We start from the raw sequence: 12724 nt of genomic DNA on the forward strand, positions 1-12724 counted from the left end.
ACTTCGCGGTAAGAATAACGACCGGATAAATAGAGCAGAACAGCTTGATATTTTTCTTCTAAGCTAAATCGTTTTCTCATATTATGACATCCCATTCATGTGTCTAATAAATGGGGTGCAGTGCACGACGCCTAAGCGGCGGGGATGGCTCATCGCTCACCCGGCGGAAAGCGTACGACTGCAGTGAAAATCCTAGCGGTCACCTAATAGGTCTTTTACCACGCAGTATACCTAAACTGTAAGCAATCATCTTTTTACTCAATGAACTAAAAGACATGCAATCCCGTAAAATCTTAAGCGTAAATGGTGGAGCTCAAGATTGCATGACTAATGATAGTTTAAGAAACAGACAACATTATACTCTTTTTTCTTAAGCATTCATCATTTCACTCGCTAAAAGCTTTCTTAGCTTGAACAAAGCTTTTGAATGAATTTGTGAAATTCTTGATGTTGATAATCCAAGCATTTCACCAATTACAGTTAATGTTAACTCTTCTGTATAAAATAGACTTAAAACTAATTGTTCATTTTCATTTAATTGCTGAATTTGGCTAGCAAGGTCGCGAAGTAATTCTTGTTTCACCATCTGTTGCTCAGGTGTTTTTTTTGCATCATCTCTTATAACAAATGACTTAGCTTCTACTTCTTCGTTATCTTGCAATTGTTCATCAATGGACAATACATTGGAAAAAAAATGTTCTTGAACCGTTTGATAAACATCGTCTACTGGCATTTCGACAAAATCCGCTATTTCTTCTGCTGAAGCGTGTCTTAACAATCGTTGTTCGAGTTCTTCAATTTTGGCTTCTAATTTCTTCGCCTTTTCTCTTGAAGATCTGGGAAGCCAGTCTTCTTTTCGTAAACCGTCTATAATGGCACCGCGAACTCGAAAAGAAGCATACGTATCAAACTTTAACTCTCTCGAATAGTCAAATTTATTAAGGGCGTCAAATAAGCCCATCATGCCTAGGCTTTTCAGTTCGTCTCTCGATATATTTTTAGGGATGCTTGCGCCAATCCGCTGAACATGATAGGTAACTAGGGGCGTATACTTTCGTATGAGCAAATCTCCGGCCTCTGAATCTTTATATTCTATCCATTTCTTCCAAAGGAGTTGTTCCTCTGTCGAATTTTCTTTTGCCACCATTACCCTCCTCTCCAATATATCTGATGAATATGTATATTATAACAAATTTCTACACGAAAAGGGGAGTCGAAAACATCGACTCCCACTACTTTTCCTGTTCATTTAACATAGCTTTGACAATATTCGCAAGTTCTTCAGAAGAAGGCTCTACCGAATCTATTTCTTTAGGAGTAGCAATTGCCATTTCTTCTTCGCTACTCACCGGATTTTTCATCACAAATGCAATGATTGCTCTGGCGATAAACGTTAATATGAAAAATAGGAGAGCTAGCATACTTGCGTTCCACAGTATACTCTTCCCATCCAAAAAAGGATAGGAAGAGAAAAAGTAAACACTAAAAGATATAAGGGCTACCCAAAAATTTGAAAGAATCGTACCAACCATTAAATATCTCTCACTCCTTGGTTCACCGTTCGAATATTTAGTAGATTTGTAGATGGATTAAATTCAATTGTTCTCCCGCTACTTCCACCTGTGTCTTCTGAAATAATTGGGATCGAATATTTCTTTAAATATTCTTTCACTGCTTCCACATTTCTAGGTCCAATTCGCATCGTGTCTTTACCCGAAGTAAATTGGAACATTTGCGCACCACCGGCAATTTTTGCACGTAATCTAAAAGGTTGTACCCCTTCTAATTTCAGCTGTTCGATCATAGCTGGTATACCAGTATCAGCGAATTTGGCAATATTAATCGTTTCTGTTCTACCTAAACTAGAATCTGGTAGCATCACATGAACTAATCCAGCGGTTTGAGACCTTTCATCGTATAATACGACGCCGACACATGATCCAAGACCAGATGTGCGTATCGTGTCCGGAGCTTTCACTGTATTCATATCCGCAATTCCAACTTTAACTACTTGACCCGTTCCAATCATACTAATGTACTCCTAAAGCAGTGAAAATAGCTTCAAATGAATCCGGGTCAGGCAATAAGAAGAAATGCCCTTTCACACTTTCCCCGTTCAGTGTATTTTCCTCAGTAATCGCAGTATCAATCACGATTACATAATCACTAACATGAGACACTTCCACTAATCCAAAACTAACAATAGCTCCAACCATATCCACACTTAGTGCAGGTACTGTTGGATAAATTTTGAGACTCGTAAAATCAGAAAGAGCAGATAAATAAGATCCGGAAAGTATATTACCTAATTCTTGCATGGCAGATACCCCTAGCTCAGAAACTTCCCCAGTCTGAAAATCCAAACTACTATCTTGCACTAACGCCTTAATAAATTGATTAGCTTGCTCAACAGGCAGTATAAAAAACATACTCCCCGTTACATCTCCTTCAATTCGGAGGTAAATACCAGCAACAACGTTTTCTGGACCTCCTGCTAAATCCATCATATCATCGAAAGAAACCATTTCTACTTTTGGAACTTTCATATCTATTTTTTTATTTAATAGTGTCGAAAGTGCCGTCGCTGCATGGGCAGCGCCAATATTTCCTATTTCTTTTAAGACATCTAAATGCATGGAAGTAATATTTTTTTCATACATGCATTAAACACCTGACTTTATCGGATTTAATACTAGATTCATATGTAGCAATATTAACAAACGTCTGTCCAATTTAGCGACACCCGCTATATAATCTTCCTCTAATCCGCCTACTACTTCTGGTTGAGGTTCTATCGAATCTGTTGGAATGTCTAATACATCATTTGCAGAATCTACAATGACACCTACATCCATATCTTCTAACGTAATAATAATGATTCGGGAAGATTCATTCAAGTCGCTTTCCCCAAGTCCAAGACGCTTTTTCAAGTCAATAATTGGTGTAACTACCCCTCTTAAATTAATAACTCCTTTTACATAAGAGGGTGTTTTAGGAACTCTCGTAATATGCGTAAATTTTTCAATTCCTTGTACATGCGTGACTGGAATAACATACTCTTTATCTGCCAATTGAAAAACAACTACTTTTAAATTTTGAACGTCTACAGCTTCTGTCATATAGTTTCGCATCCTTCCTAATAGATCAATTACACCTCGGCGTAATTGCGTCCAGATTTTGAATCGAGCTTGAGGCCTACAGGAGATAGGTCATGCTCCTGCGCAAGCTCGTCGCAGAAAAGATTTTGCAGTTGTTGCGACAGGACGTCGCGAACTTAGACTGCCTTCCTTGACTCCTTTTGCAAATCTGTGACATCCGCCGGAGGCTTTATCTTCGTTCAGCGGCCGTTTGAACATTTGCTGAATGAAGATGAACTCTTATATTATCAATGCATTACAATCCACGATTAATGCTACTTTCCCATTTCCTAAAATAGTTGCTCCTGAAATAGCAAACACACTCGTTAAGTATGTTCCTAGTGATTTCAAAACAACTTCTTGCTGACCGATAAACGAATCTACAACGAGCCCAGCTAATCTGTCCCCTTTTCGAACAAGGACAACCGAATGGAATTCTTCCTTTGTACTTTCTCTTGGAACTTCAAATACATCTTCTAAAAATACTAAAGGTACGACTTTTCCTCGGAAATCAATCACTTTTTGATTGTGCGCATTTAAAATGTCAGATGAACGAATAATAGCTGTTTCAATAATCGAGGAAAGTGGAATCGCATAGATTTCTTCTCCAAGTTCTACTAACATAACGGAAATAATAGAAAGTGTTAATGGTAATTGGATAGAAAATAAGGACCCTTTTCCTTCTGTAGAAGAAATATCAATCGTTCCACCTAGTGATTCAATCGTTGTTTTTACAACATCTAAACCAACACCTCGTCCAGATACATCTGAAATGACATCTGCTGTAGAAAAACCGGAAGATAAAATAAGTTCTGCAACTTGTTTATCTGTTAATGTCAAAGCGAGCTCTTCACTGATAATCCCTTTAGAAATTGCTTTTTTTAGTACTTTTTCACGATTAATCCCTGCTCCATCATCTTCTATTTCGATAAAAACATGGTTCCCACTATGATACGCACGAAGGACTACCGTACCTTCTTCTGGTTTACCTTTTGACCGTCTCACTTCCGGGCTTTCAATACCATGATCGAGTGAATTACGAATAAGATGAACAAGTGGATCTCCAATTTCATCAATAACGGTACGATCCAATTCCGTTTCTGCACCAATTACTTCTAAGTTAATTTTCTTATTTAAATCTCTTGCTAATTGTCTTACCATTCGTGGGAATCGGTTAAATACGGTTTCCACAGGTACCATACGCATATTTAAAATAATATTTTGAAGATCTCCTGTAATTCGAGACATCCGTTCAACTGTTTCATCTAATTCAGCATTATGAAGGTCTTCTGAAATCGACTGTAATCGACCACGATCAATGACTAACTCCTCAAATAAATTCATCAGCACATCTAACCGTTCAATGTTTACCCGAATTGTTTTGCTATTAGAAGAAGTATTACCTTTTGTAGTAGGCGATTTCTCCTTTTTCTCTGGCTTCGATTCCACAGTCTGACTCGGTGTGTGGTCCGATTGAACGACTACTTGCTCCGTCTCTACTTTGCTTACTTCATCATGTTGGCGTGTTTTTAGTTGCTCTAAAGTGACGGGTTGTACGATAACTTCCGTAACTTCTGAAACTTTCATTAGTTTCTTTTGTACATCGTCTTTTGGCTCAGTAGTAACAAGCGCGATATAGAAAACTTCATCAAAATCTTCTGCCTCTAACTTTTCTACTGACGGTGAAGATTTAATAACATCACCCATTTTTTCTAACAGTTCAAAAACCATATAAACACGTGCCGCTTTTAACAAACAATCTTCCCGTAACTTAACGGAAATTTCGTACGTTTGATAGTCTTGCTCTAATGATTGTTGGATGACCGTTAATTCATAATCATCATACGACAACCAATTATCCCCTGTTGTTGCAACGATCGCAACGGGCTCATCTAGAGTAGTTGCTGCAACAGGTACTTCCTCACCTGTTTCAATTGCATGTAATTTTTGTACCGTATCAGCTACATCTAATTTCCCATTTCCACCTGCTGCAATATCTAGTACCATTTCTTCTAACTGATCAACTGCAGTAAACACAACATCTAGTAATTCGGCTGTTACATGCAAACGATTATTTCTTATTTCATCCAGTACGTTTTCCATTTTATGTGTTAAATTTGCAATATCTTCGTAACCCATCGTTGCAGACATCCCTTTTAACGTATGAGCGGAACGGAAGACTTCATTTACAATGGCAATATCTTCTGGATTTTTTTCCAATTCTAATAAGTGTTCATTACAAGCTTGTAAATGTTCTTTACTTTCTTCGATAAACATTTCTAAATATTGACTTGTATCCATTCATTAACACCCCTTTAAGGTAAATATTGTATAATAGCTTTTGCGATATTTTCTAAGTCTACTACTTCGTTTACTAAATTCGTTTCCACTGCTGCTTTTGGCATGCCGTATACAATGCACGTGGCTGCCGATTCAGCAATAGCTACTACATTTCCATTTTTCTTTAATTGTCTAAGTCCTTTAGAACCATCCGATCCCATCCCTGTCATAATGACAGCAATTTTATCGAAATCATTATAGTGACTACTATCTTCGAATAATACATCTACAGCTGGTCTATGTCCTGCTCTAGGGGCTTCTTCATTATCTAAAACAATGCTATATGTACTTCCTATTTTATGAATCTTCATATGGTACCCACCAGGAGCTATATAAGCATGACCATTTCGAATAATATCTCCATTTTCTGCTTCTTTCACTTCAATTTCAGCTAATTGATTGAGTCTTTCAGCTAAAGATTTAGTGAATCCTGCAGGCATATGCTGAACAATGAGAACCGGAGCTTGCATGTCTTTTGGCAGCTTTGTAATCACTTCTTGCAATGCCCGCGGTCCCCCAGTAGAAGTGCCGATTAATACCATTTTTTTATTCGCTTTGTTCCAATTAGAAACTCTCTTTGCACCAATTGTTTTGTCTGCTTCTATTTTTCTATCTAGCAAGTTAAGTATTGTTGTCGGAACTTTAGGGGTTACTATATTTAACTTACTCATGGAAACGTTAGCTGCATTTTCTACTTTTTCTACAAGTTCCTCTTTAATCTTATGTAAATCTAATGAAATCGTTCCGCTTGGCTTTGCGACAAAGTCCACCGCACCGTACCCCATTGCTTGTAGCGTGATTTCTGTGCCTTTTTGCGTCGTACTAGATAACATCACGACCGCAACAGGAGTTTCTGCCATAATTCGTTTTAATGCCTCTAGCCCATTCATTTCAGGCATCTCCACATCCATCGTTACTACGTCAGGTTTTAATGCTTTTATCTTTTGAATGGCGTCTTTCCCGTTGCGTGCAATCCCGACCACTTCAATTACATTACTTTCTTTGAAAAAATCACCTATCAACTTACGCATAAACGCAGAGTCATCAACAATTAATAACTTCTTTTTCGGCAAAAGAACCACTAGCTTATGACCTCCTCGAAAATAGATTTTTCAATCGAGATATGAATGTACTGTTGGTTGGTATCGTCGCTTCTTCCACTTTAAAATTAACAAAGCTACTCACAATTTGTGTTAACTTTTTCGAAATCGCAGCATTTGGATATAAAATCGAAAAAGGAACTTGTTCTTTCACCGATTTACGTACGACTGGGTCTTCTGGCAATGAGCCAAGTACAACAATTTCTTTTGATAAGAATTTAGACATTGCAAGTTTTAGTCTGGACGTTGTTTCTAGCCCTTCTTCTTCCGAAAATGCTCGATTGCAAAGGACAAAAAAGTCTTTCTCTGGGTCTTTAAAATAAATAAACTTCATCATCGAATAGGCATCCGTTATAGAAGTAGGTTCTGCCGTTGTAATAACAATGATATCGTCCACAGAGACTAGTAAATCCAATGTTTGACTAGTTGCACCAGCCCCCATATCAAACACGATGTAATCATAATTTTTTTGTAAATATTCAAACGCTTCGATTAAGCGATGGAACATGTTATCGTCCCACTCCATCACTCCTGAAAGGCCAGAACCTCCAGAAATGTATTGAAAATTATTTGGCCCTTCAAACATAACCTCTTCGATCGTTTTTTCTCCGACTAAATAATCTTTCAAATTGGTAGGAACTGTTTTTCCAAGCAATATATGAATATTCCCCATACCGATATCCATGTCGATTAGCACTACTTTTTTCCCTATTGCACTTAAAATGGTCGTAAAATTCATCGAAAAATTACTTTTCCCAACGCCACCTTTTCCACTGACAACTGCAATAGATCGCCCTAACTTTTGTTGACTTCGAAGCATTAGCATTCGTAACTCTTCAGCTTGATCTCTCATAACGAATCCCCTTTAAAAACAAATTGAGTAATTCATCTAGACTAGCCTCCACGATATCCTCCGGGACTTCTTGACCATCCGTATAGTAAGCAAGTCCCTTCTTATATTTAACCATTAAATTAATAATAGAGCCAATAGAATTTGTTTCATCTACTTTTGTAAAGATAAACTTTTCAATCGGAAAATCTTTGAATTGTTCAATGATTACTTCCATATCCTTTTGTTTAGATGTAGATGATAATACAAGAAATGTTTCGGTATTTTCTTTTAAATCAATAAGCTTTTGCAAGTCTTCCACAAATTTTCCTTCTTTATAATTTCGTCCTGCAGTATCGATAAATACAACATCTAAAGCTTCAAATTTATGCATTGCTTGTTGCAAGTCATTTTCATTATAGACAATTTCAATCGGTGCTTGTAACAATCCAGCATACGTTTTAAGTTGTTCAATTGCGGCAATTCGGTATGTATCCGTCGTGATAAATCCAACCTTTTTCTTTTCCTCTAATACGGCACGAGCAGCCATTTTTGCAATGGTCGTCGTTTTTCCGACTCCGGTTGGACCAAGTACATTCATGTATTTCTTCGTATACGAAATACCACCAAATGGTAATGCCTCTAGCCGGGATAGTAAGTAGTCTTTTGCCATTTTTCGCTGTTCTTCTATCGAAATATAGTCCTCGTTTTTTTTCATGTGCACGAAAAGCTCATCACTAATCGATGTGATGAGCTCTTCTGCTAATTCTTGATCCTTCAAATGATGAATAAGAGCTTCTAGTTCATCCGGATAGGTTCTATTCAATTGTGGACGCCCGATCGACTTAACCATTTGTTTCAAGTCTTCTAATTCTTTTTTGATCACAACAGAACTAGTATCTTCTTGTACATGCTGAAAAATTGGTTTTTCTATTGTAGATACCGGATTCTCTATTGTATCCATTCCAGCTAATACTTCTATCGACTTCTTTTTAAACAAACCTAAGAAGCCTTTCGAGTAAACTACTTTAGAATTTAAAATAACCGCTTCTTCTCCCAATTCTTTTCGAATTAGTTTCATCGCCTCAGGCATTGTATTAGCTGTATATTTTTTCATTTTCACTCTATATTCACCACCCCAACACTTTGTACCTCAATAGATGATTCTAGTTCATTGTAGGAAAGAATCGGTATTTGAGGGAAATAACGTTCTGTCATTTGACGTAAATACATGCGTACCGCAGGAGAACATAAAATAATTGGCGACTGCTCCATTAACGATGCTCGTTCTATTTCTCTCGCCATAGACTCTAAAATTGCTTGTGAATCATTTGGATCGATCGTTAAATAGTTTCCATGTTCGGTTTGCTGAATGCTATCTGCTATTAACTTTTCCACTCTACCCGACACAGTTAAAACTTTTAAGACATGATTATTTCCAGCATATTGAGCTGTAATTTGTTTAGACAATGCTTGTCTTGTGTATTCCGTTAATACATCGACATCAGATGTCATTTTTGAATAATCTGCTAAAGTTTCAAAAATGATCGGTAAATTACGAACTGAAACATGTTCACGCAATAAATTACCTAAAACTTTCTGTATTTCTCCAACTGTTAGAGGTGTTGGTGTCAACTCATCCACTAAAATCGGATACGTTTCTCGAATATGGTCAATTAACTGTTTCGTTTCTTGGCGTCCTAATAATTCATGCGCATTATTTCGAATGATTTCTGTCATATGAGTAGACACAACACTAGGTGGATCAACGACTGTATAACCAAGTATTTCGGCTTCTTCTTTTACAGATTCTGTAATCCATTTTGCCGGTAATCCAAAAGAAGGTTCAATTGTATCTATTCCTTCAATCGAATCATCGTCTCCCGGACTCATAGCTAAATAATGGTCAAGTAGTAATTCTCCTCTTGCCATCTCATTTCCTTTTATTTTAATGCGATATTCATTCGGTTGTAGTTGGATATTATCTCGTATACGAACAACCGGAATGACAACCCCAAGTTCAAGTGCTAGCTGCCTACGAATCATAACTACTCGGTCGAGTAAATCGCCCCCCTGTGCAGTATCTACTAACGGAATCAGTCCATAACCGAATTCAAATTCGATCGGATCCACATTTAATAGATTAATAACATTTTCGGGACTTTTCATCGTATCCGTCGCAACTTCCTCTTCATATTCTTCTATTTCATTTGGATCTTCTTTACTTGCTTTACTCATCGTATATGCCCCTATTGCCAGTGCAATCGAAACTGGGAATGTCAATAATATTCCAATAGGAGTAATAATACCAAGAAGAGCTATAGTAGCCGCTGCCACATACAACAGTTTTGGTTGATTAAATAATTGGCCAGTTATGTCTCCACCGAGATTACCTTTAGATGCTGCCCTTGTCACAACGATACCAGTTGCTGTAGAGATTAATAATGCAGGAATTTGAGAAACAAGTCCATCACCAACAGTTAATGTAGAAAAAAGAACCGCAGCTTCAGCGAAAGGAAGACCAAATTGAACAACACCAATGATAATACCAAATAAAAGGTTAATAATGACAATAATTATGCCTGCTATTGCATCACCTTTTACGAATTTTGTAGCCCCATCCATAGCACCGTAAAAGTCAGCTTCACCGCTTACTTTTTCACGTCTTTCTCTCGCCTCTTTTTCCGAAATCATTCCAGCATTTAAATCTGCATCAATACTCATTTGTTTACCAGGCATAGCATCAAGGGTAAAACGAGCGGCAACTTCAGACACACGTTCTGCCCCTTTAGTAATTACAATAAAATTGATAATTACTAAAATAGCAAATACAACTAAACCAACTAATATATTCCCACCGGTTACGAACGTACCGAAAGTTTCCACAACTTTACCAGCGTCACCTTCAGCTAAAATTGCTCTAGTAGTAGAAACGTTCAGTGCGAGTCTAAATAAAGTTACAAGTAAAACGACAGTGGGGAAAACGGAAAACTGTAAAGCCTCTTGCATATTCATAACAGTCATTAATATTAATAAAGCTATGGTAATATTAACTATTATCAGAAAACTTATCAACCAATGAGGGAGAGGTATTACTAGCATAGCCACAATGGAAATGACAGCTGCTAAAACGGATATATCGCGGATTTGCATATACTTCCACCTCAATCTTTGCCTTTAAATTTTTTGTTTTATTCGATATACATAGGCTAATACTTCTGCCACTGCTTTGAAAAAATCATCCGGGATTCGTTGACCGATTTCTACTTGGTCGAACATCGCCCTCGCAAGTGGCCGGTTTTCAACCATTACGACATCATTTTCTTTTGCAATTAACTTAATCTTTTGAGCGACAAAGTCAGCACCTTTAGCCACAACGATAGGGGCATCCATCGATTGATCATCGTACTTTAACGCAATAGCAAAATGAGTTGGGTTTGTAATAACAACGTCTGCTGTAGGAACTTCTTGCATCATGCGACGCATGGCCATTTCCCTTTGCCTTTGTCTTATACGAGATTTAATAATCGGATCTCCCTCGGAGTTTTTATGTTCATCTTTAATGTCTTGCTTCGACATTTTTAAGTTTTTTTCATAGTCAAATCGCTGATAAAAGAAATCTAATATGGATATAAATAACAACACACAAGATGCCGCTATTCCCATCATCCCCGTTAGCCAACCAACAGTCGATAATGTATCCCAAGCTGTTTTAAAGGATAAGGATAATACTTGTTCTAGATTCATCCATAAAATAAGTGTTGTTACCGATCCGATAAATGAAATTTTCAATATAGATTTCAACAGCTCAATTATTGCCTTTAGTGAAAAAATACGTTTCAATCCTTTGATCGGATCAATCTTTTTAAGATCAAACTTCAGTGGCTCCGTAGTAAAGAGCAATCCAAATTGAAAAAAGTTTGCCGCTACGGCAGCTACAACAGCTACAAGCATGATTGGAAGTAAAATGACAGCCATTTCCATTAATAAATCCTTATAGATTTCAATAGACGTATCAATGGTCAGCGTTTCGACTAACATATATTTCGTAAATGTCACGTCAAAAAAAGAAAAAATTTCTGCTCGTAAAAAACCTGAAAAGAAAAATAAAAACAAAAACACAGAAAGTAACACGATAGCACTCGTTACATCTTGACTTTTTAATACTTGTCCTTTTTTACGCGAATCTTGTCTTTTTTTAGGGGTCGCTTTTTCCGTTTTTTCTCCTGCAAAAAACTGTAAGTCTAATTGGAGTTTGAACATATTAGCCTCCTCCTAAAATGATCATTAAATCGCGCATACTGACGACCATAATTTCAAACATTTCTTGAACAACTGCCATTAAAACGCCCATCATAATAAGTAGTACTAAAAAACTAACACCTATTTTAATCGGAAAACCTACAACGAAGATATTTAACTGAGGAACGGTTCTTGCAGTAATACCTAATGCAATATCTACTAAAAATAGTGTTGCTACAATTGGGATGGACATTTGAAATGCTACCGCAAAAATACCCGCAAATGTTTTCATAATAAACTCGACATAGTTTTCTTGTCCAAAAGCCGGCCATGCAAGCTCCATTGGGATAAATTGGTAGCTATAAAAAATACCATCTAACAATAAATGATGACCATTTAAAGCAAGCAACAAAAGAAGCGCTAACGTGTTTAAAAATTGACCGATTAAAGGACTTTGTGCTCCTGTTTGCGGATCTATTACATTCGCTATCGCAAATCCCATCTGAAAATCGATGAATCCTCCTGCAATTTGTACAGCGGACATAATGATATACGCAAGTAAACCAATAAATAATCCAACCATTACTTCTTTTATGATCAATAATAGATAATCTCCATTTACTTCAAATGGTTCTACATCCATCGTATAATACATCATCCATGACAGGACGACCGCAAATGCGATCCGGTGTGTTGCTGGTATCGTTCGATGCGAAAAAAGAGGTAATGTAACGAAAAAGGCTGAAACTCTTGCAATGATAAGTAATAATACAGTTAAACTAGGTATAATTTCTTCCATATTCTCAACCAATGTATCGTATTAAGTTTTCAAATATATCCGCAGCATACGATGTTACTTGTGATAACATCCACGGTCCAAAAAAAACAATGGCAACTAATACAGCAACAATTTTAGGAACAAATGCAAGGGTTTGTTCTTGAATTTGTGTAGTTGCCTGAAAAATACTGACCGCAAGACCAGTTATTAAAGCGACTAGTAAAAGAGGACCTGATGCAAGAAGAATGACCCAAATTGCTCTTTCCGCAATCGAAATTACCATTTCATTATTCATGAC

Annotated in this window: 13 protein-coding genes; all 13 read right to left on the bottom strand. The window is 37.0% G+C overall.

Annotation, left to right across the window (positions count from 1 at the left end; genetic code table 11):
• Positions 1-370 precede the first annotated feature (370 nt).
• Positions 371-1144 (bottom strand): FliA/WhiG family RNA polymerase sigma factor, encoded by a 774-nt coding sequence (locus tag FG383_RS17575; RefSeq protein ID WP_425467664.1) that lies wholly within the window; start codon positions 1142-1144, stop codon positions 371-373.
• 88 nt (positions 1145-1232) lie between these two features.
• A complete protein-coding gene (locus FG383_RS17580) occupies positions 1233-1532 on the bottom strand; it encodes a hypothetical protein (protein WP_142608707.1) in 300 nt (99 codons plus the stop codon).
• Entirely contained in the window at positions 1532-2029 is a 498-nt protein-coding gene (locus tag FG383_RS17585) for a chemotaxis protein CheD (RefSeq protein ID WP_142608708.1), read from the bottom strand. The genes FG383_RS17580 and FG383_RS17585 overlap by 1 nt, the downstream gene beginning before the upstream one ends.
• 1 nt (position 2030) lies before the next feature.
• Positions 2031-2660, bottom strand: coding sequence for a chemotaxis protein CheC (locus FG383_RS17590; RefSeq protein WP_142608709.1), 630 nt, complete (start codon positions 2658-2660; stop codon positions 2031-2033).
• Between the two features lie 3 nt (positions 2661-2663).
• Positions 2664-3119: a chemotaxis protein CheW gene (locus tag FG383_RS17595; RefSeq protein WP_142608710.1), complete on the bottom strand. Its 456-nt coding sequence runs from the start codon at positions 3117-3119 to the stop codon at positions 2664-2666.
• Between the two features lie 258 nt (positions 3120-3377).
• Positions 3378-5438 carry a chemotaxis protein CheA gene (locus FG383_RS17600; protein WP_142608711.1) on the bottom strand — a complete coding sequence of 687 codons (2061 nt, stop codon included), beginning with the start codon at positions 5436-5438 and terminating at the stop codon, positions 3378-3380.
• Positions 5439-5452: 14 nt separating this feature from the next.
• Entirely contained in the window at positions 5453-6508 is a 1056-nt protein-coding gene (locus FG383_RS17605; RefSeq protein WP_246097050.1) for a protein-glutamate methylesterase/protein-glutamine glutaminase, read from the bottom strand.
• Between the two features lie 55 nt (positions 6509-6563).
• Complete coding sequence (locus FG383_RS17610) at positions 6564-7430, bottom strand: MinD/ParA family protein (RefSeq protein WP_142608713.1); 867 nt, start codon at positions 7428-7430, stop codon at positions 6564-6566.
• Positions 7414-8529 (bottom strand): flagellar biosynthesis GTPase FlhF, encoded by a 1116-nt coding sequence (gene flhF / locus FG383_RS17615; protein WP_142608714.1) that lies wholly within the window; start codon positions 8527-8529, stop codon positions 7414-7416. Before flhF ends, FG383_RS17610 begins: the two co-directional genes overlap by 17 nt.
• Positions 8526-10559, bottom strand: coding sequence for a flagellar biosynthesis protein FlhA (gene flhA / locus FG383_RS17620; RefSeq protein WP_142608715.1), 2034 nt, complete (start codon positions 10557-10559; stop codon positions 8526-8528). The genes flhF and flhA overlap by 4 nt, the downstream gene beginning before the upstream one ends.
• A 24-nt stretch (positions 10560-10583) precedes the next feature.
• A complete protein-coding gene (flhB, locus tag FG383_RS17625; RefSeq protein WP_142608716.1) occupies positions 10584-11669 on the bottom strand; it encodes a flagellar biosynthesis protein FlhB in 1086 nt (361 codons plus the stop codon).
• 1 nt (position 11670) lies between these two features.
• Entirely contained in the window at positions 11671-12447 is a 777-nt protein-coding gene (gene fliR / locus FG383_RS17630) for a flagellar biosynthetic protein FliR (RefSeq protein ID WP_142608717.1), read from the bottom strand.
• Between the two features lie 4 nt (positions 12448-12451).
• Positions 12452-12721, bottom strand: a complete 270-nt coding sequence (gene fliQ / locus FG383_RS17635; RefSeq protein ID WP_093263173.1) for a flagellar biosynthesis protein FliQ — start codon at positions 12719-12721, stop codon at positions 12452-12454.
• Between the last annotated feature and the right edge of the window lie 3 nt (positions 12722-12724).

Source organism: Psychrobacillus soli, from assembly GCF_006861775.1.
In the GTDB taxonomy this organism is placed as follows: domain Bacteria; phylum Bacillota; class Bacilli; order Bacillales_A; family Planococcaceae; genus Psychrobacillus; species Psychrobacillus soli.

What these genes read in the sequence shown, in the direction of transcription:
- fliQ (WP_093263173.1), bottom strand. Translation starts at nt 12,721, where the DNA reads ATGAATAATGAAATGGTAATTTCGATTGCGGAAAGAGCAATTTGGGTC.
- fliR (WP_142608717.1), bottom strand. Translation starts at nt 12,447, where the DNA reads ATGGAAGAAATTATACCTAGTTTAACTGTATTATTACTTATCATTGCA.
- FG383_RS17605 (WP_246097050.1), bottom strand. Translation starts at nt 6,508, where the DNA reads ATGCGTAAGTTGATAGGTGATTTTTTCAAAGAAAGTAATGTAATTGAA.
- FG383_RS17610 (WP_142608713.1), bottom strand. Translation starts at nt 7,430, where the DNA reads ATGAGAGATCAAGCTGAAGAGTTACGAATGCTAATGCTTCGAAGTCAA.
- FG383_RS17595 (WP_142608710.1), bottom strand. Translation starts at nt 3,119, where the DNA reads ATGACAGAAGCTGTAGACGTTCAAAATTTAAAAGTAGTTGTTTTTCAA.
- flhA (WP_142608715.1), bottom strand. Translation starts at nt 10,559, where the DNA reads ATGCAAATCCGCGATATATCCGTTTTAGCAGCTGTCATTTCCATTGTG.
- FG383_RS17580 (WP_142608707.1), bottom strand. Translation starts at nt 1,532, where the DNA reads ATGGTTGGTACGATTCTTTCAAATTTTTGGGTAGCCCTTATATCTTTT.
- FG383_RS17600 (WP_142608711.1), bottom strand. Translation starts at nt 5,438, where the DNA reads ATGGATACAAGTCAATATTTAGAAATGTTTATCGAAGAAAGTAAAGAA.
- FG383_RS17590 (WP_142608709.1), bottom strand. Translation starts at nt 2,660, where the DNA reads ATGTATGAAAAAAATATTACTTCCATGCATTTAGATGTCTTAAAAGAA.
- flhB (WP_142608716.1), bottom strand. Translation starts at nt 11,669, where the DNA reads ATGTTCAAACTCCAATTAGACTTACAGTTTTTTGCAGGAGAAAAAACG.
- FG383_RS17585 (WP_142608708.1), bottom strand. Translation starts at nt 2,029, where the DNA reads ATGATTGGAACGGGTCAAGTAGTTAAAGTTGGAATTGCGGATATGAAT.